Annotated in this window: 26 protein-coding genes and 2 pseudogenes; 19 read left to right on the forward strand and 9 right to left on the reverse strand. The window is 62.2% G+C overall.

Annotation, left to right across the window (positions count from 1 at the left end; genetic code table 11):
• Positions 1 to 160: 160 nt before the first annotated feature.
• The 7 genes from GKR99_07610 (at position 161) to GKR99_07640 (ending at position 7,039) form a co-directional block, all read left to right on the forward strand.
• Positions 161 to 889, forward strand: coding sequence for a DUF2182 domain-containing protein (locus GKR99_07610; GenBank protein NKB27415.1), 729 nt, complete (start codon positions 161 to 163; stop codon positions 887 to 889).
• 11 nt (positions 890 to 900) lie between these two features.
• Positions 901 to 1,608, forward strand: a complete 708-nt coding sequence (locus GKR99_07615) for a DUF1326 domain-containing protein (protein ID NKB27416.1) — start codon at positions 901 to 903, stop codon at positions 1,606 to 1,608.
• Complete coding sequence (locus tag GKR99_07620) at positions 1,608 to 1,784, forward strand: hypothetical protein (protein NKB27417.1); 177 nt, start codon at positions 1,608 to 1,610, stop codon at positions 1,782 to 1,784. Before GKR99_07615 ends, GKR99_07620 begins: the two co-directional genes overlap by 1 nt.
• Positions 1,785 to 1,799: 15 nt before the next feature.
• Positions 1,800 to 2,789 carry an acryloyl-CoA reductase gene (locus GKR99_07625; GenBank protein NKB27418.1) on the forward strand — a complete coding sequence of 330 codons (990 nt, stop codon included), beginning with the start codon at positions 1,800 to 1,802 and terminating at the stop codon, positions 2,787 to 2,789.
• 183 nt (positions 2,790 to 2,972) lie between these two features.
• Complete coding sequence (locus tag GKR99_07630; protein NKB27419.1) at positions 2,973 to 4,628, forward strand: BCCT family transporter; 1,656 nt, start codon at positions 2,973 to 2,975, stop codon at positions 4,626 to 4,628.
• A 306-nt stretch (positions 4,629 to 4,934) separates the two neighbouring features.
• A complete protein-coding gene (locus GKR99_07635) occupies positions 4,935 to 6,161 on the forward strand; it encodes an aminotransferase class V-fold PLP-dependent enzyme (GenBank protein ID NKB27420.1) in 1,227 nt (408 codons plus the stop codon).
• Positions 6,162 to 6,238: 77 nt separating this feature from the next.
• On the forward strand, positions 6,239 to 7,039 hold the full coding sequence (locus tag GKR99_07640) for a murein transglycosylase (protein ID NKB27421.1): 801 nt from the start codon (positions 6,239 to 6,241) through the stop codon (positions 7,037 to 7,039).
• Between the two features lie 293 nt (positions 7,040 to 7,332).
• Here GKR99_07640 and GKR99_07645 read toward each other — a convergent pair.
• The 5 genes and pseudogenes from GKR99_07645 to GKR99_07665 form a co-directional block, all read right to left on the reverse strand.
• Positions 7,333 to 8,291, reverse strand: a pseudogene (locus GKR99_07645) (IS630 family transposase).
• A gap of 39 nt (positions 8,292 to 8,330) precedes the next feature.
• Entirely contained in the window at positions 8,331 to 9,146 is an 816-nt protein-coding gene (locus tag GKR99_07650) for a hypothetical protein (protein ID NKB27422.1), read from the reverse strand.
• Between the two features lie 118 nt (positions 9,147 to 9,264).
• Entirely contained in the window at positions 9,265 to 9,870 is a 606-nt protein-coding gene (locus GKR99_07655; GenBank protein ID NKB27423.1) for an IS630 family transposase, read from the reverse strand.
• On the reverse strand, positions 9,837 to 10,088 hold the full coding sequence (locus GKR99_07660; protein NKB27424.1) for a transposase: 252 nt from the start codon (positions 10,086 to 10,088) through the stop codon (positions 9,837 to 9,839). The genes GKR99_07655 and GKR99_07660 overlap by 34 nt, the downstream gene beginning before the upstream one ends.
• 255 nt (positions 10,089 to 10,343) lie before the next feature.
• Positions 10,344 to 11,063: a rhomboid family intramembrane serine protease gene (locus tag GKR99_07665; GenBank protein NKB27425.1), complete on the reverse strand. Its 720-nt coding sequence runs from the start codon at positions 11,061 to 11,063 to the stop codon at positions 10,344 to 10,346.
• Between the two features lie 175 nt (positions 11,064 to 11,238).
• Here GKR99_07665 and GKR99_07670 point away from each other — a divergent pair, with 175 nt between their 5' ends.
• Both GKR99_07670 and GKR99_07675 read left to right on the forward strand, forming a co-directional pair.
• Positions 11,239 to 12,219, forward strand: a complete 981-nt coding sequence (locus tag GKR99_07670) for a TIM barrel protein (GenBank protein NKB27426.1) — start codon at positions 11,239 to 11,241, stop codon at positions 12,217 to 12,219.
• Positions 12,219 to 13,121, forward strand: a complete 903-nt coding sequence (locus GKR99_07675; GenBank protein ID NKB27427.1) for a ribokinase — start codon at positions 12,219 to 12,221, stop codon at positions 13,119 to 13,121. Before GKR99_07670 ends, GKR99_07675 begins: the two co-directional genes overlap by 1 nt.
• Here the strand turns inward: GKR99_07675 and GKR99_07680 are convergent.
• Both GKR99_07680 and GKR99_07685 read right to left on the reverse strand, forming a co-directional pair.
• Positions 13,103 to 13,942 (reverse strand): amidohydrolase family protein, encoded by an 840-nt coding sequence (locus GKR99_07680; protein NKB27428.1) that lies wholly within the window; start codon positions 13,940 to 13,942, stop codon positions 13,103 to 13,105. The genes GKR99_07675 and GKR99_07680 overlap by 19 nt on opposite strands.
• On the reverse strand, positions 13,942 to 14,979 hold the full coding sequence (locus GKR99_07685) for an aldo/keto reductase (protein ID NKB27429.1): 1,038 nt from the start codon (positions 14,977 to 14,979) through the stop codon (positions 13,942 to 13,944). Before GKR99_07685 ends, GKR99_07680 begins: the two co-directional genes overlap by 1 nt.
• An 89-nt stretch (positions 14,980 to 15,068) precedes the next feature.
• Between GKR99_07685 and GKR99_07690 the strand changes: the two genes are divergently transcribed.
• The 8 genes and pseudogenes from GKR99_07690 to GKR99_07725 all read left to right on the forward strand — a co-directional run bounded on the left by GKR99_07690 (position 15,069) and on the right by GKR99_07725 (position 22,562).
• Positions 15,069 to 15,875, forward strand: a complete 807-nt coding sequence (locus GKR99_07690; protein ID NKB27430.1) for a BtpA/SgcQ family protein — start codon at positions 15,069 to 15,071, stop codon at positions 15,873 to 15,875.
• Positions 15,872 to 16,951: a M20/M25/M40 family metallo-hydrolase gene (locus tag GKR99_07695; protein NKB27431.1), complete on the forward strand. Its 1,080-nt coding sequence runs from the start codon at positions 15,872 to 15,874 to the stop codon at positions 16,949 to 16,951. The genes GKR99_07690 and GKR99_07695 overlap by 4 nt, the downstream gene beginning before the upstream one ends.
• Positions 16,948 to 18,435 carry a carbohydrate kinase gene (locus GKR99_07700; GenBank protein ID NKB27432.1) on the forward strand — a complete coding sequence of 496 codons (1,488 nt, stop codon included), beginning with the start codon at positions 16,948 to 16,950 and terminating at the stop codon, positions 18,433 to 18,435. The genes GKR99_07695 and GKR99_07700 overlap by 4 nt, the downstream gene beginning before the upstream one ends.
• A 159-nt stretch (positions 18,436 to 18,594) precedes the next feature.
• Complete coding sequence (locus GKR99_07705; GenBank protein NKB27433.1) at positions 18,595 to 19,416, forward strand: hypothetical protein; 822 nt, start codon at positions 18,595 to 18,597, stop codon at positions 19,414 to 19,416.
• Between the two features lie 55 nt (positions 19,417 to 19,471).
• Positions 19,472 to 20,212 (forward strand): annotated as a pseudogene (locus tag GKR99_07710) (methylcrotonoyl-CoA carboxylase).
• Positions 20,213 to 20,274: 62 nt separating this feature from the next.
• Positions 20,275 to 20,940 carry a glutathione S-transferase gene (locus GKR99_07715; GenBank protein NKB27434.1) on the forward strand — a complete coding sequence of 222 codons (666 nt, stop codon included), beginning with the start codon at positions 20,275 to 20,277 and terminating at the stop codon, positions 20,938 to 20,940.
• On the forward strand, positions 20,933 to 21,787 hold the full coding sequence (locus tag GKR99_07720; protein NKB27435.1) for a hydroxymethylglutaryl-CoA lyase: 855 nt from the start codon (positions 20,933 to 20,935) through the stop codon (positions 21,785 to 21,787). The genes GKR99_07715 and GKR99_07720 overlap by 8 nt, the downstream gene beginning before the upstream one ends.
• Positions 21,780 to 22,562, forward strand: a complete 783-nt coding sequence (locus GKR99_07725) for a crotonase/enoyl-CoA hydratase family protein (protein NKB27436.1) — start codon at positions 21,780 to 21,782, stop codon at positions 22,560 to 22,562. The genes GKR99_07720 and GKR99_07725 overlap by 8 nt, the downstream gene beginning before the upstream one ends.
• A gap of 28 nt (positions 22,563 to 22,590) precedes the next feature.
• Here the strand turns inward: GKR99_07725 and msrB are convergent, their stop codons facing one another.
• On the reverse strand, positions 22,591 to 22,986 hold the full coding sequence (gene msrB / locus GKR99_07730) for a peptide-methionine (R)-S-oxide reductase MsrB (GenBank protein ID NKB27437.1): 396 nt from the start codon (positions 22,984 to 22,986) through the stop codon (positions 22,591 to 22,593).
• 75 nt (positions 22,987 to 23,061) lie between these two features.
• On the opposite strand from msrB, the gene GKR99_07735 reads away from it, so the two are divergent.
• Positions 23,062 to 23,802 carry a GNAT family N-acetyltransferase gene (locus GKR99_07735; protein ID NKB27438.1) on the forward strand — a complete coding sequence of 247 codons (741 nt, stop codon included), beginning with the start codon at positions 23,062 to 23,064 and terminating at the stop codon, positions 23,800 to 23,802.
• 97 nt (positions 23,803 to 23,899) lie between these two features.
• Positions 23,900 to 25,720 (forward strand): ATP-binding cassette domain-containing protein, encoded by a 1,821-nt coding sequence (locus tag GKR99_07740; protein NKB27439.1) that lies wholly within the window; start codon positions 23,900 to 23,902, stop codon positions 25,718 to 25,720.
• Between the two features lie 41 nt (positions 25,721 to 25,761).
• Here the strand turns inward: GKR99_07740 and GKR99_07745 are convergent, their stop codons facing one another.
• The gene (locus GKR99_07745) at positions 25,762 to 26,379 is read right to left on the reverse strand and encodes an outer membrane beta-barrel protein (protein ID NKB27440.1); all 618 of its coding nucleotides are present in this window, start codon (positions 26,377 to 26,379) and stop codon (positions 25,762 to 25,764) included.
• Between the last annotated feature and the right edge of the window lie 138 nt (positions 26,380 to 26,517).

Below are 26,517 nucleotides of genomic sequence, written 5' to 3' on the forward strand. Positions count from 1 at the left end.
GGGCTGTTCAACAAGAAAATTCCACAAGCACCCCTTTGGGGTCCCGACCATTCAAACTGGCGTTTGACATTTGCCACCAAGGCGCGAAATGTCACGTCGATTTGGCAGCGATCCGCGACAGAGGAGGGGACGCAGAGTGATTGCATTTGCACGCGCCCGGCTGGCAGCGGCTCACTGGCTGGTGTTCTTCGCGGCCATCATCGCGGCCTGGGCTGCACTGATGGCGATGCAGGGGGCGCAGGCTGACGGGCTGTTTGCGCGGCTGGCCGCCATATGCCGCGTTGACGGGGCCGGGGCAGGATACCGCGTGATCTTGGCGATGTGGGCACTGATGGCGGCGGCGATGATGGCCCCGACATTGATGCCTGCACTGACGGTTCTGGATGATCTGTCACGCGGGCGGGCGCGGATTTTCATTGAATTCTGCGCTGGCTACGGGGCGATCTGGCTGGGTTTTGCGGCCATCGCTGCGGCGCTGCAATTGGCGCTGTCGGCAAGCGGCTGGATCGGCGCAGATGGCGCCAGCCTCAGCCCGTTACTGACAGGCGGACTGCTGATCGTGGCCGGGGGCTATCAATTCTCGACCCTGAAAGCGGGCTGCGTATCCAAATGCTTGTCGCCAATGGCGTTTTTCATGAGCCATTGGAATGACGCACGCTGGAACGCTGCCGCGATGGGCCTTCGACTGGGTGCAATATGCCTTGGCTGTTGCTGGGCGCTGATGGCGCTGGCCTTCGTTGGTGGCACGATGAACCTGATCTGGATGGGCCTTGCCACGGTCCTGATGGTGTCTGAAAAACTGCCCCGGATGTCGCGCATGGTCGTGCGGCCCCTGGGCGTTGTTCATATTGCGGCGGGGCTGGGTGTGCTCAGCACCGCGTTTTTCTGAAAGGGACCCGAATGGTTAAGACCCGCGAAAAAATCGCTTCGGACCGCATCCATGTCCAGCAGCGGATTGACGCCCGCATGGACCCGCGCCGCCGCCGCGAGGAACCGACCGACTGGGCCATCAAGGGAGAGTTGTTCCTGAATTGCTCATGCGAGGTGTTCTGCCCCTGCGTCGTCTCATTGGGCAAGCACAAGCCGACCGAGGGGCATTGCCACGCCTGGATGGCCATCGCGATTGATGAAGGGCATTACGAGGGCGAGGATATGTCCGGCCTCAACATCGGCCTGATGGTCGAGATTCCGGGTCGGATGGCCGAAGGCGATTGGCGCGTTGCCGCCTATATCGACGAACGGGCCAGTCAGAAGGCCTATAACGGGTTGCTGAAAATCCTGTCCGGAACGGCAGGCGGCACCACGGGGCTGTTCACCAAGCTGGTCAGCACCATCATCGGCGCCGAACGCGCGCCCGTGCAGATTGAGCGTGACGGGATGCGCCGCGCGATCACAGTGGGTCGCAAAATTCAGGGCGAGATTGAGATGGTCATGGGCGCAGATCGCGAAACCCCGGTGATCGTGAAAAACACGAAATACTGGATGGGTCCCGATGTGGTGGTGGCCAAGGGCACCAAAAGCCGCCTGCGAGACTATGGCCGGGTCTGGGACTTTGACGGCAAGTCGGGCGAGGTTTGCGCCATCGACTGGTCCGGGCCGGGCCGCTGATGCCGGGTGACCTGCTGGTCTGGCAGGCCGCGTCAGCCTATAAGTCGGCGGACTTCGGGGTGAGTATCGTATTTGGCGCGGTTGAGACACCGCACAGGGATGCCGCAACGACGTTGCCTTTGGGGACGCCGGACGGTGCGCGGGATGCGCTGACCCCGCAAAAATTCAGGATTTAGAGAAGGTTACGACCAATGTTCAATGCGCTGATTGTGGAAAAGAATGACGAGGGCAAGACCAACGCCTCGGTCCAGCAGATCGACCTGTCGCGCCTGCCTGAAGGCGAGGTGACGGTTGCGGTCGAGTATTCCACGGTCAACTACAAGGACGGGTTGTGCATTGGCCCCGGTGGCGGCCTGGTGCGGAACTATCCGCATGTTCCGGGCATCGACCTTGCCGGAACGGTCGAGGCCAGCGACGATGATCGTTACAGCCCCGGCGACAAGGTCGTCCTGACCGGCTGGCGCGTGGGCGAGGCGCATTGGGGCGGATATGCGCAAAAAGCGCGAGTCAGGGCGGACTGGCTGGTGCCGCTGCCCGCTGGGCTGGATACAAGGCAGGCGATGGCCGTGGGGACTGCCGGGTTCACCGCGATGCTGGCGGTCATGGCGCTGGAAGACCACGGGCTGACGCCGGATCAGGGTGAAGTTTTGGTAACCGGCGCGGCGGGCGGGGTCGGCTCGGTCGCGACGGCGATCCTGGCCAACCTTGGCTATCAGGTGGCGGGCGTCACCGGGCGACCCGAGACGGCTGAGTATCTGACCGACCTTGGCGCTGCAAAGATCGTTGCCCGCGATGAGATCAACGAGGTGGTCAAGCGCCCGTTGGAGGCCGAAACCTGGGCGGGCTGCGTTGATGCGGTCGGTGGCGCGATGCTGGCGCGGGTGCTGGGGCAGATGAAATTCGGCGCCTCGGTCGCCGCCGTGGGCCTGGCCGGGGGGGCGGCGCTGCCTGCAACGGTTATCCCGTTCCTGCTGCGCGGCGTGAACCTTTTGGGCATCGATTCAGTCATGCAACCCTATGACAACCGGGTCCGCGCCTGGAACCGGATTGCCCGGGATCTGCCGATGCACAAATTGGAGGCGATGGTGGCACCGGCAACCCTGTCAGATCTGCCGCGTCTAGGCGACGAGATCCTGAAAGGGCAGGTTCGGGGCCGGGTTGTTGTAGACGTCAACGCCTGACCCGCGCCACGTCGAACTGATCCTGCATTCGGCAGGCCAAAATCCCATATTTTTTTGGCGGGCCTTTCAACGGTTTGCCAAAGAAAGTGTCGGTTTTGGCGGAATCCCGGCGTGTAAAGCCTATGTTACCGCAGGATTTGTCCGTAGGTTGCGGCAAGGATACCTGTCGTAAGGGAGAACGCAATGGCAATCCGACCACCGATAACCGATCTGGATATCGAAACCGCAAGCAGCGGTTTCTATGAAGGATTTAGTAAGTTTGTAACAATTGGATCAAAGATACTGATCGGATTGCTGATAGTCTGGGCCGCCGTCTGGTCCGAAGCAGCAGGGGCCGCCCTGAACGGAATCCGCGCCTTTATCGACGCTAATACCGGCGCCTGGTACATGTATGCGATGGCGTTTTTCATCGTCGTATGCCTCGCACTTGCGCTGTGGCCATCAACGGGCCGCATCAAGCTGGGGCTGGCCGGTGACACGCCGGAATTTTCGAGCTTTTCGTGGTTTTCGATGATGTTCGGGGCCGGGATCGGCATCGGGATGCTGACCTATGCCACGGCGGAACCGATCTTTCACTTTGGCACCAACCCGGACGTGATCCGCGGTTTCCAGGAAGGCAGCACGGCTGAGAACGTGCGCTCGGCCTATCAATGGTCGTTCCTGCACTGGGGCTTTTCGGCCTGGGGCTGCTATGCCATCGTCGGGCTGACGCTGGCGTTCTTCAGCTATTCACGCGGGCTTCCGCTGACAATCCGGTCGGGTCTGACGCCGCTGTTTGGGCGCGCACTGGAAGGGCCGTTGGGTCATATCGTCGATATCGTTTCGGTCGTTGCCACCATCCTGGGTGTGTCGGTGACCATCGGGTATGGCGTGTCGCAGTTCGCATCGGGTGTATTCAACATTACCGGCGCGGGTTGGCTGATGAATGCCGATGGTGATCCGACTGTCGGGGCGATGCTTCTTGCGCTGGCGATCGTGATGGCTTGTTCGACGCTGTCGGCTCTGTCGGGCGTTGGCAAAGGCATCAAGTGGCTGTCCAACATCAACATGGGCCTCAGCTTTTTCCTGCTGGCATTCTTCCTGATCTTCGGGTCGACGCTGTTCGCACTGAAGGCGCTGTTTGTGGGCATATGGGACTATGTGATCGCATTGCCGGCAATGTCGCTGACGGTCTGGGCACCGGATGGAACGGGCGCAGAGAATGTCGTCAACGGTCTTGCCGGATGGCAGGGCGGCTGGACGATCTTCTACTGGGCCTGGTGGATTGCGTTTGCCCCCTTCGTGGGGCTGTTCCTGGCACGTATTTCACGCGGTCGTACCGTGCGCGAATATGTTCTGGGCGCAATGATCGTGCCTTCGGTCATGTGCTTCGTCTGGTTCGCCTTCGTTGGCGGCACAGCGATTGACCTGACCCTGACGGGCGGGGCCGAAGATAAGATCACCGGCGTCGGCATTTCCAGCCAGCTGTTCGCGACGATCAACTACATGCTGTCGCCTGCGCTGGCGACGATCATGTCGCTTATCATCGTGGTGCTGCTGCTGACGTATCTTGTGACCTCGGCAGACTCGGCGGTGCTGATCATTAACACGATCGCGGCAGCCGGTGACGAAAGCCAGAAAGCGAAAGTGCATATCATCGTCTGGGGTGCAATCCTGACGGCGGTGATCGGCGTGTTGCTGGTGGCCGGCGGATTGGGCGCGATTAACACGGCGATGATCATTGGCGCGTTGCCATTCTCGGCGGTGATGGTGCTGATGGCCATATCACTGGTCAAGGCCCTGGTGCGCGACGGCATGCGCCAGAAATCGGGCGGCACGGCACAAACACCTGCCGAGTAAGCGCAACTGAAAAGAATCTGGCGGCCCCGTGCAGGGATGCGCGGGGCCGCTGGCGTTTCGCAGCAAAGAAAGTTGCGCGCCTGCGGCGCATTCGAACCCGGATTGGCGCGCGCTGCCAAGGCTTGCCTGGATTTCGAAGTGCGCGTGAACGGCCAAGAATGCCCATTTGCTGGGGAGGTGGTTGACGGGGCAGTCTGCCCGTCAACGCACCTGGTCGAGGGTGCTGTGGCGATTCCCCGTCGCCTCAAGGCCGCTCGGGTGCCCTCGGGCCTTGACCCGCCGTGGAATCACCGCTTTGTCGTCTGAATGGAACTCGATCTTGAATTCGTTCGGGCACAGTTTCCTGCCTTTCAGGAACCAACGCTGGCGGGGCAGGCGTTCTTTGACAATGCGGGCGGGTCATTTGCCTGTCGGCAGGTCATCGACCGGCTGACGCGGTTTTATACGCAGCGCAAGGTTCAGCCCGGTGCGCCTTACGCGGCCGCGCAGGCGGGTGCGGCCGAGATGGTCGAGGCGCGAACACGGCTGGCTGCGATGCTGGGTGTTGACGGGCAGGAGGTGGTCTTTGGCCCCTCGACCAGTCAAAACACCTATGTCATGGCGCAGGCGTTTCGGATGGCGGCGCGGCCCGGCGATGCGATCATCGTGACCAATCAGGATCACGAGGCAAACTCGGGCGTCTGGCGGCGGCTGGCGGATGACGGGGTCGAGCTGCGCGAATGGCGCATGGACCCGGCGACGGGGCAGTTGCGCATTGCCGATCTGGAGACTTTGCTGGACTCCAAAGTGCGGCTCGTCTGTTTCCCGCATTGCTCGAACGTTATCGGGCAGATCAATGATGTTGCGGCGATTGTCCGGGTCATTCACGCGGCTGGCGCGGCGGCCTGTGTGGACGGAGTCTCCTATGTTCCGCACGGATTTCCCGACGTTGGTGCGCTTGGTGCAGATATCTACCTGTTTTCGGCCTACAAGACCTATGGTCCGCATCAGGGTATCATGGTTGTGCGCCGCACTTTGGGAGAGGCGCTGCTAAATCAGGCGCATTATTTCAACGGCGACGTTGTGGCCAATCGGTTCGCGCCCTGCGGGCCGGACCACGCGCAGGTCGCGGCCTGTGCCGGGATGGCGGATTTCGTCGATGCCCTTCACGCGCATCATTTTGGCGGCGACGCGGCGGTGAAATCGCGTGCGGCAGCGGTGCATGATCTGATGCGCAGGCAGGAGGGGCGCCTGCTGCAACCACTTCTGGATCACCTGTCGGCGAAGAACTCGGTCCGGTTGATCGGGCCGGATCAGGCCGAGAAGCGTGCGCCGACGGTTGCAGTGGAGCTGTCCGTCCCTTGCGCGCCGATCGCGGCAGAACTGGCCGGGTTGGGCATCAATTGCGATGGTGGTGACTTTTACGCCGGGCGGGCGCTGGCGGGTGTTGGCGTTGACCCAGGTCGCGGTGTGTTGCGGATGTCATTCGTGCATTACACCTCGGAATCGGACATTTCGCGACTGATTGACGGGCTGGACCGCGTTCTGGGCTGAACCGGGGCTTCCCCTGTGGCGCGCGCCATTGTATCCCTTCGCAAAACAATCTTGTCCAACGTCCGGAGCCATTCGTCATGATTTCTGCCAAGTCCCTGATCCTGTCCGCCGCCCTGACCCTGACTGCGGGGGCGGCCAGTGCGCTGACCTGCGGCAACACCGGTGCGGGGTACGAACAATGGAAACGGGATTTCGCCTGGGAAGCTGCGCAGAAGGGCGTGACCGCGCGCGGGCTGGCCGCGCTGAAGGCGACGAAATATGCCACGCGGACCATTGCGGCGGACCGGGGCCAGAAAAGCTTCAAGTACTCGCTGAGCAAGTTCATGCAAGTGCGCGGCGCGGAAACGATCATCGCGCAGGGCAAACGCCGGTTGAAAAAGAACCCCGGCCTTTATGCCAATCTTGAGGCGCAATATGGCGTTCCGGCGGGCGTGCTGATTGCAATCCACGGGATGGAAACCGGCTTTGGCGGCTTTATGGGCGACAGCTCGGTCGTGGCGGCGATTTCGACGCTGGCTTACGATTGCCGCCGCTCGGAATTCTTCCAGCCGCACGCGTTGGCGGCGCTGAAGCTGGTGGATCAGGGCGTCATCACCGGCAGCACCAAGGGCGCCAAACATGGAGAGCTTGGCCACACCCAATTCCTGCCCGGCAATGCGCTGCGCTATGGCGTGGATGGCAACGGCGATGGGCGGGTTGATCTGTACAACCTGAACGATGCGCTGGCGACCACGGCAAATTACCTGCGCGGCAAGGGCTGGTGCACCGGCCTGGGCTATCAAGAGGGGCAGCCGAACTTTGCCGTGATCAAGGAATGGAACGCGGCGACAGTCTATCAGCAGGCGATTGCCATCATGGGCGCCCGCATCGACGGGTGACGGTGGGTGGTGAGCATCGCTCCGCGCTTGAATACATCTGCCGCCAGATGGGGTCGGCCCTGATTGTTTTGATATGGAGGGCGACGGCATTTGCGCGTTATGTTGCGAAGATCGATAAGTTCCGCTCCAAAATCGCACAGTGGGTTCGATCCGTCCCCCCCTCAAGCGCTACGATTCCGCGTCTTCGCAGACAGATCCCACCAATCGCCGATGATCCGGTCGTATTCGACGGGCGTGACAGGCCCGTAACCGCTGATGTGGACGGCGGACATTTCGTTTAAAGCGTTTCGACATTAACCTGAGACATATCCGGCGGCCTTAAAGTAGTTCCAGCATTCTACTGGGTCGTAGAGATCGCAGATTGCTCCGATTGCTTCGAAGACCTGGGTAAAGGACCTGGCCCCGATCCGTCGCAAATGGGCTTTCAGTTTAGAGAAGGCCTGCTCGATGGGATTCAGGTCGGGCGAGTACGGTGGCAGGTAAAGGAACCAGCAGCCGTGATTGCGTAAAGCCTGCGTCGCCTCCTTATTCCGGTGGGTTGCCAGGTTGTCGAGAATGACGACAGTGCCGGGGTTGATCTCGGGGACCAGCACTTCGCGGATGTAGGCCGCGAAGGCGGGGCCATCTATCGCTCCCTTGATGACCCAAGGTGCGATCAGCGCGCCTTGGGTCAGGCCCGCGATCAAGGTTTGGGTTCCCCAGCTTCCGAAGAGCGCATCCATCGTCAGGCGCTTACCGCGCTTGGCTCTGCCGCGTAGGCGCGTGAGGTTTGTCTTCACTGCGGTTTCGTCAATAAAGACAACGCGCTCAGGAAAGGTCGCAATGGCTGGCGAGCGGTATCTGAACCAGTCGGCCCGTTGCTGCCTTACCTTGGCGCGGCGGCGCTCGGTTGCGACCAGCGACTTTTTTTGTACGTGAAGCCGAGCCGGGACAGAAGGTTGGCGATGGAGGAGTGATGCACCCGCACACCCTCTGCATCGGCCAGCGCATTACGCAACTCAAAGAGCGTGATGTCAGGGTCTTGTGCGATCAACTCCTCAAAGAATTCCCGATGCGGAGCCAGCTTTCCCTTGCCGCGCGGCGGTCCCTGCCGGGCAGGTTCCGCATGACCCTTCATCCTCACCTGACGCGCCCACCGCGCGCCTGTGGCAGGCGACAGCTTCAACCGCAACGCCGCCGCGCGCCCGCTCAACCCTTCTTCAATGTATCTCTGAAACCGTATCCGAAGCGCAGATGGCAAAGGTGCTGACATGATCCATCCTCCCAAACAGGATGAATCACAGATCAGGTCTCAAGGGAATCCCTCGCGATTCAGGTTCAAGCCGAAACGCTTTAGGACCGCCTGACCATCGGCCATCAGAAAATCGACGCGGATATAGTCGAAACCGGCACCGACCTGGCGCGCGATCCGGCAGAGGTCGTCCCAGCGCTGCGGTACGGGCGGGGCGACCTCCATCGGTGGTTTGTGAATTGCGAAGGGCAGAACCTGCCAATTCTCGTCAAACACGCCGACATGGGTAAGTTCGTCACCGGCTTCGGTAAAGGTAACGAAACGGATTTCATCGTGGAATAGATGGAATTTGACCTCAGCCGGGCGACCCCCTTGCGGGCCGTGCAGCAGTGGCTCGTTCAGGGCCAGCGCGGTTCCGAAGCTGCGGTCCAGCCAGTACCTCAGGGTTTTTTGAAGGGCCGCAACGTCGCGGGGCTCACCCGCAGTAAGCGGCATACGCCAACCCGACCCATGCGCAGGCTTCAGGATGACATCGTCGGGCAGGGCGGCGATGTCGATCTGGTCCGCAGTCGTGGCGACCTGCAGAAACGGCGGCACGACCCAATGATCGGACGGCTGCAACCGGGACCGTGCAAATTCGCGCGTTGCGACCTTGTCTGAGATTACCGGCAGAAGCGGGTTTTTGTCGCGCAACTTGCGCCACTGCATCTTTTCATTCCAGGTCCGCGGCGCATTCAGGTTCAAGGGATAGCCGTGAACCTTTTGAAAACGTTTGTGTATCTCTGGCGCGCCTTTGAGGGCGCTTATCCGCGCGCGCAACTTGCGCAACTGATCTTTGATGCGCCGGTCAAAGCGCGTGCGGTTCGGATTTGCCATTTCGTTGATCTGCCTGGCTTGTGTTTGCTTGTGATGGCAGGCCGCAAGGCGCAACTCAAGCCAACAGCGTGGGTTGCAACCGAATGCTGGTGCATGCTCTCCCTAAAGCGTTTCGACATTAACCTGAGACATATCCGGCGGCCTTAAAGTAGTTCCAGCATTCTACTGGGTCGTAGAGATCGCAGATTGCTCCGATTGCTTCGAAGACCTGGGTAAAGGACCTGGCCCCGATCCGTCGCAAATGGGCTTTCAGTTTAGAGAAGGCCTGCTCGATGGGATTCAGGTCGGGCGAGTACGGTGGCAGGTAAAGGAACCAGCAGCCGTGATTGCGTAAAGCCTGCGTCGCCTCCTTATTCCGGTGGGTTGCCAGGTTGTCGAGAATGACGACAGTGCCGGGGTTGATCTCGGGGACCAGCACTTCGCGGATGTAGGCCGCGAAGGCGGGGCCATCTATCGCTCCCTTGATGACCCAAGGTGCGATCAGCGCGCCTTGGGTCAGGCCCGCGATCAAGGTTTGGGTTCCCCAGCTTCCGAAGGGCGCATCCATCGTCAGGCGCTTACCGCGCTTGGCTCTGCCGCGTAGGCGCGTGAGGTTTGTCTTCACTGCGGTTTCGTCAATAAAGACAACGCGCTCAGGAAAGGTCGCAATGGCTGGCGAGCGGTATCTGAACCAGTCGGCCCGTTGCTGCCTTACCTTGGCGCGGCGGCGCTCGGTTGCGACCAGCGACTTTTTTTGTACGTGAAGCCGAGCCGGGACAGAAGGTTGGCGATGGAGGAGTGATGCACCCGCACACCCTCTGCATCGGCCAGCGCATTACGCAACTCAAAGAGCGTGATGTCAGGGTCTTGTGCGATCAACTCCTCAAAGAATTCCCGATGCGGAGCCAGCTTTCCCTTGCCGCGCGGCGGTCCCTGCCGGGCAGGTTCCGCATGACCCTTCATCCTCACCTGACGCGCCCACCGCGCGCCTGTGGCAGGCGACAGCTTCAACCGCAACGCCGCCGCGCGCCCTGCGCCTGCGGCGCGCACCGGGCGCAGGTAACTCCAGCAGCGTGTCAGATATTTGGGATGGCGCCTAAAGTGCCCCATGTGCATGCAATCAAGGCGCAGCCGCCGTCCCTCAGTGAGATTGCAAGTAAACTCACATGCCAGCCGGTGTCGCACCAAAGGCGCGCCAGTTTTTCTTGTTCGGCGCGCTTACTTGCGGCGCACGTGTGGGATGCGCGATTTGTCGAAATCATACTGCGCTTCGGGGTGGTCCGGGTGGCCGTGGGTGCGTTTCCAGAACGCGAACCCGCCCGCGTGCAGCCAGATCGGAATCGTCAGGATGGCCCCAACCACAAATCCACCCGCATGCGCCCAATAAGCAACGCCGCCGCCGGTCAGATCGGTGGTGATGCCATTGAACAATTGCAGCCCGAACCACAGCCCCAGCATGACCCATGCGGGCACCGAGAAGACTTTGAAATACACGATGAGAATCAGCAGGATGTCAACTTTTGCACGCGGGAACAGCAGCAGGTATCCCCCCATGACAGCGGCGATTGCGCCTGACGCGCCGACGATTGGCACGTTTGATCCGACATCGCTCATCACCTGTACAAGGCCCGCGCCGACGCCGCCCAGAAGATAGAACACCAGGAAGCCGACATGCCCCATCTTGTCGCCGAAAATCCATAAAAACAGCATGTTACCTGCAAGATGCATGAACCAGGCGTGGATGAATGTTGAAGAGAGGAATGTGATCGGCGAATTCAGCGCCGGGATCAAAGCCCAGTTGAAATAGAATTCGGCCTGCGCGCGCGGCTGGCTTTCAAGGGTCCAGGTGAACAGAAATACGATGATGTTCCCCGCCAGAAGGGCATAGGTCACATAGGGCCTACGCTCGGACGGGTTGTGATCGCGGATCGGGAACATCGTGCCACGCTGCCGTGGCCGGGAGGCGGGGTCAAGCTGGATAGGCGGCAAGATCGTCCCATTGCGGGGGCCCTGTGGCGCGCGGGCCGTCATCCTTGGCGGCGCCTGCCTGCCCGCATTGCGGCGCCTATCAGGATTGCTTAGGTCTGGGCGGGCCTCAATTAGGGATACCCCGATGCCTGACCTTTCCAACCGCCCCCGGTATGCCGCGCGCCTGAATGCATTCAAGATCGGCCTGCCCAAAGGGTCGGGCCTGCCGGGGATGATTGCGCGGGCGGCATCCGTGCCGGGCATGGATGCGGCGGATCTGAATTATCCCGACCATTTCGCGGGCCATTCGCCCGCCGAAATGGCGCAGGTGCTGGCCGGTCACGGCATGGCGCTGAACGGGCTGGCGATGCGCTATTACACTGATCCGGGATTTCGCCTTGGCGCCTTCACCAACCCAGATCCAAAGGTGCGGCAGGCCGCGATCGACATCACGCGCGCGGGGCTGGATGCGCTGGCCGAGATGGGCGGCACTCAGATGACGCTCTGGATAGGGCAGGACGGGTTCGACTATGCGTTTCAAGGCGATTACGGCGCGATGTGGGATTGGACGGTCGAGGCATTGCAGACGGTTGCCGACCACAACCCGGCGCTGGAAATCGCGATCGAGTACAAACCGAATGAGCCGCGGGCCTTTGCGCTGATGCCCGATGTGGCAACCACGCTGCTGGGGGTCAAAGAGGCCGCGCGCGATAACATCGGCGTAACGCTCGACTTCGCGCATGTGCTTTATGCCGACGAGATGCCAGCGCATTCGGCGCATCTGATCGCGCGGCATTCCCGCCTGATGGGCGTGCACCTCAACGACGGCTATGGCAAACGCGATGACGGGCTGATGGTCGGGACGGTGCATCCGATCCAGACAGTTGAGCTGTTTGTTGAGCTGTCGCGCGCAAATTATGACGGTGTCATATATTTTGATACGTTCCCGGATCACGGTGGTCTTGATCCGGTTGCCGAGGCGACGACGAATATCGCCTTGTGTGAGCGCCTGCGCGATGTTGCCGCCGGTCTGGTCGATGACGCCGAACTTGCAGGCGCGATTTCCAGGCAGGATGCCGCAACCTCGATGCGGATCGTTGGGCGCGCGCTTTACGGGTCCGACTGATGGCGGTTCAGGTCGTCGGTTCGCTGCATCTGAACGTGGTGGTCAACGCCCCACGCCTGCCGCGCCTTGATGAGACGCTGTCGGGCCAGTCGGTGGCCTATGCCTTTGGGGGCAAAGGCGGCAATCAGGCGGTGGCAGCGGCGCGGATGGGCGCGTCCGTGGCAATAGCCGGGCGGGTCGGTGCGGATGATTTCGCCGTGCATCTGCTGCGCGAACTGGATGCCGCCGGGGTGGATCGAAGCGGTGTCCAGCAGGACGACGGTGCCTCGGGGATGAGCGCTGCAATTGTCGATGCGTCTGGCGATTACGGGGCGGTCATTGTGTCCGCCGCGAACCTGAGGATTGATGCGCAACGGGTTGAGATAAATCAGGAAACGAAAATCCTGTGTCTGCAAAACGAAGTTCCTGAACCGGTGAACCTGGCCCTTGCCCGAAAGGCCCGCGTCGCGAATGTTCTGGTCATTCTGAACGCCGCCCCGGCGCGGGACACGCAGGCTGAGTTGCTGGAACTGACCGATATCCTGGTGGTCAACAGGGGCGAGGCCACAGAACTCACCGGCGACGCCACGTCGAGCGAACAGGCGCGGATGCTGGCTGCACGCACCGGCGGTTCGGTCGTCGTCACGCTGGGGGCCGATGGGCTGATCTGGGCGGGGCCCGACGGGAAATCGGAGGCATTGGCGGCGCATCCGGTCAAGGTGATTTCGACCCACGGGGCGGGCGACACCTTTGTCGGAGCATTGGCGGCAGCATTGGATGCAGGCCGCGCATTGGCACAAGCGCCGCGCTTGGCGCAAGCGGCCGCCGCGTTACATGTTGCAACCCCGGTTGATCAACGCCGGGCCATCACACTGGCAGCGGTGGAACAGTTCGCTCAGACCGCTCAGACAGGAAGCCCGTAGAAGCGTACCGCCGTACCGCCAAAGACCTGCGCGCGGTCATCCGCCGACAGTTGCGCGCAAAGCGCCTCGGCCGCGCGTCGCCAGTCGCCATATGGTGCGCGCAACTGGCAGACCGGCCAGTCCGACCCCCACATCACGCGATCCGGACCGAAAGCGTCCAGAACCACGTCGCAGTAGGGGCGCAGGTCGTAGATGGCCCAACCCTCGGCGGCTTCGGTGACCAGACCGCTCAGCTTGCAGCAGGTGCCGGGGCGATCGGCCAACCGGCGCATTCCATCGGCCCATTGGGTGAATGCCGCATCCGAATGACCGGCGATATCCGGTTTCATGCAATGGTCGATCACAACGTTCAGATCCGGGTGATTCCCCAACAATTCTGCGAAGTTATCCAGATGGCGCGGAAAGCCCAGGGCGTCAAAGGTCAACCCCAGATCGCTGAGGGCGCGATAGGCCCACTGCACATCCTCGCGCAGCATCCAATTGTCATCGGCAATGTCCTGTATCATCGGGCGGACACCCAGAAATTTCGGATGCTTGGCCAGGCGGGACAAGGTGGCGGCGTCGTTGGGGTTTTCGAAATCAATCCAGCCGACGACGCCCGCAACGTGGTCCGTAGCATCGGCGATGCCCAGCATGTATTCGGTTTCGGCCACGGTGGCGGCGGCCTGCACCAGCACGGTTTTGTTGATCCTGTGGGCGGTTAGATGCTGCGCCAGATCGGCGGGGCGATACTGTCGGTCCAGCACCGGGTGGCCTTCGGGCATCCAATCGTAATCGCCGCGCCTGGGCTGCCAGTAATGCTGATGCGCGTCGATCTGCATCAGGGGGTGCCGATTGGCGCATCAGCATGCATCAGCCCGGCCTCTTTCAGCGCCACCCACAGCGCGTGGGGGATGGCGCCCGCGCGGGCCACCTTAATGTTCTGCGCCATTTCGCCGGTCGATTGCCCGCCCGGTATGACCGACAGGACCGAGGGGTGCAGCAACGGAAAATGGAACGCCGCCTGCACCAGATCGGTGCCGTGTTCCAGGCACATCGCCTCGATCCGCGTCACTTTGTCGAGGATATCCTGCGGCGCAACCTCATAGTTGTAGAACGCGCCCGGCTTTGGCCCGGTGGCAAGGATGCCCGAGTTATACGGCCCGCCAATCACGATCCCGATGCCGCGATCCTGGCACAGCGGCAGAAAGCTGTTCAGCGCGTCCTGTTCCAACAAAGTATACCGTCCGGCCAGCAGGAATATGTCGTAATCGCCACGCTCGGCCAGTTGCTGACAAACCTCCCATTCGTTCACGCCCGCGCCGAACGCCTTGATCGTGCCGTCCAGGCGCAGCCGTTCCAGCGCGTGGTAACCACCCGCCATCAGCTGATCGACTTTGGCGTTCACATTCGCCCGGCTGCCCTGATTTGGGACGTCGATGTCGTGGGCAAACAGCATGTCGATCCGGTCCACCCCGAGGCGCTCCAGCGAGTGTTCGACAGACCGCATCACCCCGTCATAGGAAAAATCGTAAACCTCGCGCCGGGAGGGCACATTGAACCATTTTCCGGCACCGTCGGCCTGCTCTGGCGGAACCGCCTTCAATAGCCGCCCAACCTTGGTGGACAGGACATAGTCGTCGCGCGGCTTGGTCTTCAGGAACCGGTTCAGGCGCGTTTCGGACTGGCCATAGCCGTAAAGTGGCGCGGTGTCATAATACCGAACGCCACCGGCCCAGGCGGCCTCAAGAATCTCATTGGCGTCATCATCGCTGATCGCGCGATAAAGATTGCCAAGCGGGGCCGACCCGAAGCCAAGTTCGGTCAGGGCAACACCGCCGTTGCCGATCCGGTCCCAATGGCGTGCGCTAAGTGTCATGGCATCCTCCGCTGTGTTGTCGCCCATATGATTTGCTTTTGCACTTCAGGGCAAGATCGTTAGGTTGTGCGCGGCAAAGGGGGCAGAGAATGCGACGGTTTTACAATATCTTCGGGGACACCAAACCGGTGATCGCCATGGTGCATCTGGGGGCGCTGCCGGGGACTCCGCTTTATGATGCGGATGCGGGCGTGGCCGGGATACTGGCAGGCGCGCGGGCCGATCTGGATGCCCTGCAGGCGGCGGGCGTCGATGCGGTGATGTTCGGGAATGAGAATGATCGCCCGTATGAGTTTGACGTGGATCGTGCCTCCCTCGCGACAATGGCCAGCGTTATCGGCCAGTTGCGCAGCGACATTAAAGTTCCGCTTGGTGTTAACGTCCTGTGGGACCCGATGAGCACGGTGGCTTTGGCCGCTGCCACAGGTGCCGATTTCGCGCGCGAGATCTTCACCGGCACCTATGCGTCCGACATGGGCCACTGGGCGCCGGACGCGGGTAAGGCGCTGCGGTATCGCTCGCGCTTGACGCGCGAAGATCTGGCACTTTTGTTCAATGTTTCGGCAGAGTTCGCGCACAGTCTTGATGCAAGACCACTGGCAGATCGGGCCCGCAGTGCGGTGTTTTCGTCGATCCCAGATGCGGTGCTGGTCAGCGGGCAAATCACCGGAGAAGCGGCCGAGATGAGCGCGCTTGAGGCCGTAAAATCCGCCGTCGATGTGCCGGTTCTGGCCAACACGGGCGTCAAGCATGACACCGTGGCAGATGTGCTGGCCGTTGCGGATGGCTGCATTGTCGGATCGTCGCTGAAGGTGGACGGCGATACCTGGAACACGGTCGATCCGGACCGTGCCGCCGATTTCATGGCACGGGCGCGGAAGGCGCGCGGGGAATGAGCATCCGCGACGATCTGCACGCCCTGATGGCCGTGCCGGGCCTGTCGGGGCATGAGGACCGCGTGCGCGCCGCGATTGCCGCACGGCTGGATGACATCGGGCTGGCGCATCGGACGGATCGCCTGGGCAATCTGATTGCCACGGTCGCAGGCGACGGCCCCGCGGTCATGCTGTTTACCCACATGGATCAGCTTGGGTTCGTGGTGCGAAAGATCGAAGATGACGGCTTCATCCGGCTGGAACGCCTCGGCGGAGTGCCCGAGCGGGCATTGGCCAGTCAAGAGGTGATGTTATGCATCGGCGAAGGCCGCGATCAATTTGGAATCATTGCAAATAAAAGCCACCACTCCACATCCCCGGATGAGAAATACCAGGTCGTGCGCTATCCTGACATATACGTCGATGCCGGCTATGCTTCGAAAGCCGATGCGGTTTCAGCCGGGGTGCAGATCGGCACGCCGGTCGTCTATGCGCCCGGGTCATTCGAAATGGGCGCGCACCGCATCGTTGGGCCTGCGGTCGACGATCGCGCAGGCTGTGCGGTGCAGCTGGCAGTGGCCGAAGCGCTGGCCAAGCGAAGCGGCGGGCCAACGGTGCATCTGGTTTGGTCGGTGCAGGAAGAATTCAACCTGCGCGGTGCGCAGGTCGCGGCACAGGCGCTGCTGCCGGATATGGCGATCCAGATCGACCTGATGCTGGCCACCGACACGCCCGACATGGCGGATCGTGGCGACATGGTGCTGGGCGGCGGGCCGGGGATCAGCCTCTATTCGTTTCACGGGCGCGGAACGCTGAACGGCGTGATCCCGCATCCCGCCATGGTGCAACTGATGGAGGATGCAGCGCAGGCCGAGGGGGTGCCATTGCAACGCTCGGCCCAAACCGGGGTGCTGACCGATCTCAGCTATGTGCAACTGGTTGGCGAAGGGGTTGCCGCGATAGATGTCGGGTTCCCCATGCGCTATTCCCATTCCAGTCGTGAGGTTTGCGATATCCGCGATCTTGAGGCGTTGGCCACGCTGTTGATTTCTGCCCTGGCCCGCGTTGACCCCGAATTTTCGCTGGAACGTCCATGACTTACACATTGGGAATCGACATCGGCACCTATCAGACCAAGGGTGTTCTGGTCGACGGTGACGGCGCTGTCCTGGCCGAGGCGCGCGCAGATCACAAGATGCTGGTGCCGCAGCCCGGTTGGGCCGAACACCGCCCCGAGCAGGACTGGTGGGGCGATCTGGTCACGGTTTCCATGGCGGTTCTGGCGAAATCCGGGGTCGATCCGGCGCAGATTGCGGGGCTGGCGGTCAGCGCGATTGGCCCCTGCATGGTGCCGGTGGATGCGGACGGCAATGCGTTGATGAATGGTGTCCTTTATGGCGTCGATACGCGCGCGGGGGACGAAATAGACGAACTGACCGACCGGATCGGCGCTGATGTGATCTTGCAGCGCTGCGGCAACGCGCTGACCAGTCAATCGGTGGGGCCGAAGATTCTGTGGCTCAAGAAGAACCGGCCAGAGATCTATGAAAATGCCGCAAAAATAGTCAGTTCCACGACATACCTAGTGCAACGCTTGACTGGTGAGTGTGTGATTGATCACTACACAGCGGCCAATTTCAGCCCGCTCTATGATGTGGACGCGCTGGGTTGGACCGACGCATTGGCGGGCGACATCCTGCCGCTGGATCGCCTGCCGTGCCTGATGTGGTCGACCGAGATTGCCGGGCAGATCACGGCGAAGGCAGCCGCCGCGACGGGCCTGGCCGAGGGGACTCCGGTCACCTGCGGAACGATTGATGCGGCGGCGGAAGCGGTCAGCGTGGGTGTGCAGAACACCGGCGATGTGATGATGATGTATGGATCGACGATCTTCATCATCGCGCTGTCGAAGGCGCGGATTCGCGATCCGCGTCTGTGGTATGCGCCGTGGCTGTTTCCGGGTCAGCATGCCTCGATGGCGGGTCTGGCGACGTCGGGGACGCTGACGCATTGGTTTCGCGATCAATTCGCAAGGGATCTGCCGCAGGCCGAGGCGTTCGGATTGCTCGCAAGTGAAGCTGATGCATCCGCTCCGGGTGCAAATGGATTGATATTCCTTCCTTATTTTTCGGGGGAGCGTACCCCGATTCACGACGTAAACGCCAAGGGCGCATTTTTCGGGCTGAACCTGACGCATACGCGCGGCGATATGTATCGCGCCGTGATCGAGGGGATCGCCAATGGCACCAATCACGTTATGCAGACCTTTGCCGAGGTCGGCGCGCCGCCGTCCCGGCTGCTGGCTGTTGGCGGCGGCGTTCAAAATACCCTCTGGCTGCAAGCGACCAGTGATATCAGTGGGATAGATCAGGTTATCAGCGAAAGATCGACGGGGGCGAGTTACGGAAACGCCTTCCTGGCGGCACTTGCGCTTGGGCGGGTGGAACCGGGCGACATGGCGCGCTGGAATCCGGTGGCGCGGCAGGTCACGGCGCGCCCTCAGCCCGCATATCAGACCGGTTATGCGCTGTTCAGGCGGCTTTATGAGCAGACCAAGGATATCGCTGCGGATTTGGGGTAAGGCCCCGGAATACCTATATATACAGGGACGCGATCCGATCCGGGATCGCGGGTCGGCGTGGCGGCGGATGCCAGGTTCGCCAGTTACGCGGCCTCATCGCTTGACGCGGGGCGTGCCTTGGGGTCCGCTGGCGTCGGGCCCGTGCCTGAGGAGAAGCTGTTGAGCGCTGAGAAAAAGCCTGAAAACACCTTGATCGAAACGCCTTATCTGTCCGTCGTTCTTGAAGAACAGGATGCCTATCGCGCGGCCCCGGTTGCGATGTTGCCGCGCCTGACCCGTGCGCTGTCTGCGCCGATGGGGTTTATCACGCAGCGGATCATCCCCTCCGAAGCGATCGAGGCGGCGTTGCGCGGCGCGGATTGGGCGGCATCGGCGTCGATCAGAACGGCGGCAATCAGCCATGATTTCAGTGATCTGGAGGCCTGTGACGAAGCCGTGGCCGAGGTGCGCCGCTGGGCGCTTGGCTATGCGGTCACCGGCGGCGGTGCGGCGGGGGCATTCGGCGCGCTGAGGCTTGCCATTGATATGCCCGCGACGATCACGCTGGCGCTGCGCACCGCGCGCCTGACGGGCCTGTGCTATGGCTTCGGCGCAGATACCCCGGCCGAGCGGATCCATATCCTCGACATCCTGCAACTGGCCGGCGCGAATTCCGAGGCTGAGAAGATCGCCGCGATAGAGCGGCTGGCGACCGAACGGCGCGAGATTCCGCGCGAGGATTGGAAGAATATCGTACAACTCAGCGGGCAGGCCTCGGGCACTTTCGCGGCGACGCAGAAGGCCGCGCATGTGCTGGGCGTGAACCTGTCGACGCGCAAACTGGGGCAGTTGGCACCGGTGGTCGGGGCGGCGGTTGGCGCGTCGGTCAATGCGGCGTTCCAGAACGATATCGCGCGGGCGGCGCGTTTCGCCTATCGCGCGCGCTGGCTGGAACTGAACGAGGGGCTGATCGACGGAACGCATCAGGATGCAGTCGGATGATAGGACCGGGAATGCGTAATCCGGTCGCATTTTCCGGGGGCGCTGCGTGACTGTCCTGACCTCGCAGGCGCGTCCGGGTTCCGACGAATTCAAGGCCAATCAGGCCGCCCATGCAGCGTTGCTGGCCGAGGTGTCAGAGGCTGCCGCGCGCGCCGCAGCAGGGGGCGGGCCGGGCCCGCAGGAACGCCATGCGGCGCGCGGCAAGATGCTGCCGCGTGACCGAGTTTCGGGCTTGCTGGACGCGGGCTCTCCGTTCTTAGAGCTTGGCGCAACGGCGGCGCACGGGATGTATGACGGGGCTGCGCCGGGGGCCGGGCTGATCACCGGGGTTGGCCGTGTGCAAGGCCGTTGGGTGATGGTGGTGTGCAATGATGCGACCGTAAAAGGCGGCACGTATTTCCCGATGACGGTCAAGAAACACCTGCGCGCGCAAAAGGTTGCGCAGGAAAACCGTCTGCCTTGCATTTATCTGGTGGACTCGGGCGGGGCCAACCTGCCGCAGCAGGATCAGGTTTTCCCGGATCGGGATCACTTTGGGCGCATCTTCTACAATCAGGCGCAGATGTCTGCGCAAGGCATCGCGCAAATCGCCGTGGTCATGGGCTCATGCACCGCCGGGGGCGCCTATGTGCCTGCGATGTCGGACGTGTCGATCATCGTCAAGGATCAGGGCACGATCTTCCTGGCCGGTCCGCCACTGGTGAAGGCCGCCACCGGAGAGGTGGTGAGCGCCGAAGACCTTGGCGGCGGAGATGTGCACACACGCCTGTCGGGCGTCGCGGATTACCTGGCCGAGGTCACCTGCGACGAGGGCGATCAGGTCGAGGCTGGGGCGGTCCTGGCGCGGCTGGAGGAGGCATGATCACCCTGTTCCACAGCCACCAGACCCGCTCGATGCGGGTGCTGTGGCTGCTGTATGAGTTGAAGTGTGACTTCAAAGTTGTCGTGCAGCCTTTTGACAAGACGATGTGTGGTGAAGAATTTCTGTCACGCAATCCCGCCGGGCGCGTTCCCGCGCTGGACCTGGACGGTCAGCGCGTCTGGGAAAGCGGCGCCATGATCGAGCTGTTGTGCGAACGGTTCCCTGCGGCGAGTCTTGGGCGGGCGCCGGGCGATCCGGGGCGCGCCGATTGGCTGATCTGGCTGCATTTTGCCGAAACGATCAGCCAGCACAGTGCCGCGTTAACCCAACAGCACATCGCGCTGCGCGATGATCACATGCGATCCCCCATCGTCATGAAGCTGGAGGCTGCGCGAATTGGCAAATGCTATGCTGCGCTGGAGGGGCAACTGGCGGACAGCGATTATCTGGCCGGTGGGTTCTCCGCCGCCGATATCGCTGTCGGGCAGGCGGTCTATATGGCGCGCCATTTTGCAAGGCTTGACGATTTCGCCTGCGTCACACATTGGTATGAAAGGTTAACGGCGCGGCCCGCCTTTCAGATGTCGCTGCCGCCAGAGGGGGCCAAGCGGTTGTATAACAAGGATTTTTATCCCGCGTGGGATGTGCCGGATCATGGCTGAACTGGTCGAGATTTTTGAGGTCGGCCCCCGTGACGGTCTGCAGAACGAACCGCGCGCCATCCCCTATACCGACAAGATCGCGCTGATCGACATCCTGTCGCGCGCCGGTTTTCAGCGGATCGAGGCGGCCAGTGTCGTGTCCCCCAAACGGGTTCCGCAGATGGCCGATGGGGAAGAGGTATTGCTGGGCATCGAACGCTACCCGCAGGTGTCTTATGCCGCGCTGGTGCCGAACCTGACCGGACTAGACCGGGCGCGCACCGCCAAAGCGGATGAGGTTGCCGTCTTTGCCAGCGCCAGTGACGGGTTCAGCCGCGCAAATCTGGGATGTTCGATTTGGGAAAGTCTTGAGCGGTATAAGTCGGTCATCGACATGGCGAAGGTCGATAATCTCCCGGTTCGGGGATATGTCTCTTGTGTCACGGATTGCCCGTATGACGGCCCGACGCCGCCGGATATGGTGGCGCTGGTGGCAAAATCGCTGGCGGATATGGGCTGTTATGAGGTGTCGCTGGGCGACACGATTGGCAAGGGACGGCCCGAAACGGTCAGCGCGATGCTGGTCGAGGTGTTGCGCGATGTGCCTGCCGAAAAACTCGCCGGGCACTTCCACGATACCAATGGGCGGGCGCTGGAAAACGTCCAGATCGCCCTGGCGCATGGCCTGCGGGTTTTTGATGCCGCGATCGGCGGGCTGGGCGGGTGCCCGTTCGCGCCGGGTGCGTCGGGAAATGTGGCGACGGGTGCGTTGAATGCGCAGTTGACCGGGATGGGATTTGAAACCCGCCTGCGGCCGGATGTGCTGGAAGAGGCTGCGAAATTTGCACTGGGTTTGCGAAATGGCTGAAACGATTCGGATAGAGGCGGACGACCGGGGCATCGCGACGCTCAGCCTGGCGCGCCCACAGAAACACAACGCCATGTCGGCACAGATGATCGGCGAATTGGCCGAGGATGCAAAGGCGCTGGCCGGGGATGCCGCGGTCCGGGTGATCGTGCTGACCGGCGACGGGCCGACATTCTGCGCAGGTGGCGATCTGGGATGGATGAAAGACCAGATGGCGGCAGATGCGCAAACCCGACGCGATGGGGCAACGACGATCGCCAATATGTTGAGATCGTGGAATGAAATGCCCAAGCCGGTTAATGCAAGGCTGCAGGGTAATGCGTTTGGCGGCGGGCTTGGGCTTGCCTCGGTCGCGGATGTGGCGATTGCGGTGGACTCGGCGCAATTCGGCCTGACGGAAACGCGGCTGGGCCTGATCCCGGCCACTATCGGCCCCTATGTTGTGGCGCGAATGGGTGAAGCGCGGGCGCGCCGCGTGTTCTTTTCATCTCGCCGTTTTGACGCGGTTGAGGCGACAGCCCTGGGCTTGATCGCCCGCGCGGTGCCTGCCGCCGATCTGGACATCGCGGTCGAGGCTGAGGTTGCGCCCTATCTGGCCTGCGCGCCCGGGGCCATCGCCGCCGCCAAGGCGCTGACCCGGCGATTGGGTCCGCGCATTGACGACGCGGTGATCGCCGACAGCATCGACGCCCTGATCGCCCAGTGGGAGGGGGACGAGGCGGCCGAGGGGATTGCCGCCTTCTTTGAAAAACGCCCGCCAACCTGGGCCAACTGATGCCGCCGGGCGATGCCCGACGGTATGATCAGCTTTCTTCGGCTTTGAACGTCAGCGCGACTCCGTTGATGCAATATCGCTGCCCGGTCGGTTGCGGACCATCGGGAAACACGTGGCCCAGATGCGCCGCACATTGGTTGCAATGCACCTCGGTCCGTTCCATCAGCCAGCTGTTGTCCTGGGATTCACCCACCATTTCAGCGGCTTTGGGCGCCCAGAAGGACGGCCAGCCGGTGCCGCTGTCGAATTTCTGCGCGGCATCGAACAGTTCGGCGTTGCAGCAGACACAGCGAAAGACGCCGGCCGACTTCGGAAAATCATCGTGGGTGAACGCCCGTTCCGTTCCGTGTTTGCGGGTCACCTTGAAGGCAAGGTCGGACAGTTGTTCACGCCATTCTGCGTCGGTTTTTTCGATTTTCTCCACGGGCGGGCCTTTCGATTTTCTTCGATCTGACGGGAAGGCCGTGCTAGGCCTGCCCTGAGTTTCGTTCTGGTATATATGGTGTGCGGCTTGGGTTCCAATACACAGACATCCCCACGATTGTGTGTCGAGGTTCGCGAAGATGTGACGGCCCTGGCTGAGGTCTGGCAGCTACGCTCGGCCCAGTTTCGCGACGGGCGCGGGCCGGACAGGGATGATTGGGACACGCGGTGTCGGCATGTGTTGATCCGCGACCGTGTGACCGGCGCTTTGGCAGGCTGCTTTCGGATGATGGTGATCGACGGCCCCGAGGCGGTGACCACCAGTTACACCGGAGAACGATATGATCTGCGCGAACTGGCGGTGCGCCGGGACCCGATGGTTGAGGTTGGGCGCTTCTGCATCGCCAAAGATCACGCGGCGGACCCGGATATTCTGCGCCTGGCCTGGACCGAGGTCACGCGCCAGGTCGATGCGCATGGCGCTGGGTTTCTGTTTGGTTGTGCGTCCTTTCCCGGCACCGACCCGGCGCGCCATGCGGCGGCGTTTGCGCAACTGCGTGCCCGCGTCGCCCACAGGCGTTGGCAGGTTGGGCGGCAAAGCCGCGCCACGATTTCGCTGGTCGAGGCTGCGGGCGACGCCAGCCCATCGCCCGTGGCCATCCCGCCCTTGTTGCGCAGCTATCTGGCGATGGGCGGGTTGGTGTCGGATCATCTGGTGGTGGACCACGACCTTGGCACGCTGCATGTCTTTGCGGGGCTGGAGGTTCGCGCCGTGCCTGCCGCCCGCGCGCGGTCCCTGCGCCGTTTGGCGGGGTGATGATTTTTCTGCGAAAAATCATGCCTCCGGCGGGAGTATTTGGGGCGAAAAGACAGGCTGATTGACGATCCCGGCGGCGCGCTGTAGCCGGGCGGGCATGGCGCGCGCTCCGTTACTGCAATTGTCTGGCATTGGCCTTGGGTTTGGCGGTGATCCGCTGTTTGCGGACCTTGATCTGGTGGTGCAGCCGGGGGATCGGCTGGCGCTGGTGGGGCGCAATGGGTCCGGCAAATCGACGCTGATGAAGGTGATGGCCGGGCTGATTGCGCCGGACGAAGGGTCGCGCGTGGCGACGCCGGGCACCCACATCGGGTATATGGATCAGCACCCTGATATGGCCGGGTTCGAAACGCTGGGCGATTTTGCGCTAAGCGCGCTTGAACCGTCTGACGCCTACCGGGTCGAAATGGCCGCCGAGGGGTTGGATTTTGACCCGGCCACGCCGGTGGCCACAGCCTCGGGCGGGGAACGGCGGCGGGCGGCGCTGGCCAAGCTGCTGGCTGAAGCGCCCGAGTTGATGTTGCTGGATGAGCCGACGAACCATCTGGATATCCGCGCTATTGGCTGGCTGGAAGAACAGCTGGCCGCGACCAGTTCCGCCTTTGTTATCATCAGCCACGACCGGGCCGTGTTGCGCAATGTGGCGCGGGCGACGCTGTGGGTCGATCGCGGTCAGGTGCGCCGCCAGGAAAAGGGGTTTGATGCGTTTGAAGGCTGGCGCGACAAGACCTGGGAAGAAGAAGATCTGGCGCGCCACAAACTGAAACGCCTGATCAAGGCCGAGGCGCGTTGGGCGGTCGAGGGGATCTCGGCCCGGCGCAAGCGCAATCAGGGCCGGGTGCGCGCGCTTCAGGGGCTGCGGGCCGAACAGGCGGCGCAGATCAACCGGCAGGGCGCGGCGGCGATGGACCTGAGCGTCGGCAAGAAATCCGGCAAGAAGGTGATCGAGGCGGTGGGCATCGCCAAAAGCTTTGGCGATCAGGAGATCGTGCGCGACTTCTCGATCAAGATCGCGCGCGGTGACCGGATCGCCTTTGTCGGGCCGAACGGGGTTGGCAAGACGACGCTGCTGAAGATGCTGACCGGAGAGATTGCGCCAGATGCCGGGACGGTGACGCAGGGCGCGAATATCCAGATGGCGGTGTTTGATCAGAACCGCAGCGCTCTGGACCCGGAAATGACGCTTTGGGACAGTCTGACGGGCGACCCCGACATGCGGGTATCAGGGCGGTCCGATCAGGTAATGGTGCGCGGCGCGCCGCGTCATGTTGTCGGTTACCTCAAGGATTTTCTGTTCGATGAAAGCCGGGCGCGGGCCAAGGTGCGTTCCCTGTCGGGTGGGGAACGCGCGCGGCTGTTGCTGGCGCGGATCATGGCACGCGAGTCGAACCTGCTGGTTCTGGACGAACCGACCAATGATCTGGACATCGAAACCCTGGACCTGTTGCAGGAGTTGATCGGCGATTTCCCCGGCACCGTTCTGCTGGTTAGCCACGACCGGGATTTTCTGGATCGCGTCGCCACCCTGACCGTGGCGATGGAGGGCGATGGGCGCGCAACGATCTATGCCGGCGGGTGGAGCGATTATCACGCGCAGCGGGGGGCGACGGACACCGAAAAGCCGGTGAAATCAGAAGCTAAAGCGGCCAAGCAAATGCAGGGCGCGAAAGCACCCCAGCAACCAGCCGAAAAGCTGAGCTTTACCGAAAAGCACCACCTGGAAGCGCTGCCTGCCGAAATGGATCGGTTGAGTGGTGAGATCGAGAAGCTGACCAAGCTGCTGTCGGACCCCGATCTGTTCACCCGAGAGCCTGCAAAATTCGAAAAGGCCAGCGCGGCGCTGGTGGCGCGTCAAGCGGCGCTGGCGCAGGCGGAAGATGACTGGCTGAGGCTGGAAGAAAAAGCGGGCACCCCTTGACCGGAGGTGCCCGTTTTTGTTTCAACCGCAATGGTTTGGCGTCAGAACTGGAATGAAACCCGCGCCTGAACGGCGTCGACATCCACGGTCATGCCCGGATCAATCACGTCGCCGTCGAATTCATGGTGCAGCAACTCGACCCCGAACGTTGTGTTCATCGAGTGCCGATACGCCCAGCCGAGTGCGATGACCTCACCATCCAGATCATAGCCGGTTCCGGCCTGCGTCAGGTCTGCTTCCGCGATACCCAGCCCGAGGTAGAATAGCGACTTGCCGCCGTTGTCGAAGCCGCCGGTCACCATGAGGCGCTGGACGGCATTCAGACTGGCCGGGCTGTCAAATACGGTGGCGTCAATGTCGGCCCAGTCGTGGGCGTATTCAAGGCCCAGCACGAAGCTTCCGAAATCGTAGCGCCCGCCGACATGCAAGCCGCCAATCGCGCCATCGCCGGAAACGTCCACATCCGAGCTGTCGCTGCTAAGACGTCCCCAGCCCAGTTGTGCGCCGGCATAGAACCCAGTCCAGTCATAGGCCGGTGCGATGATGGGTGGGGGCGCGATTATCTCGACCACCGGGTCAGGTGGCGGCGGTGCCGGGTTGCCCGCGACAACCGGCGAGGCCATCAGGCACGTCGCGGCGGCAAGATGGAGGCATTTCATTGGTAGTCCCCTCGTCAAAAGTGCAGATATGCAAATGCGCGCGGTCTTTACTGCGCGATCAGTAATGCAATCCTAGGTTGAATCACCTCGACCCGCAGGCGTGCAGTGTCGGCAGGGGGAATTGGGCCAGTTTTGGCC

The sequence above is a fragment of the Paracoccaceae bacterium genome (assembly GCA_012103375.1).
GTDB lineage: Bacteria > Pseudomonadota > Alphaproteobacteria > Rhodobacterales > Rhodobacteraceae > WLWX01.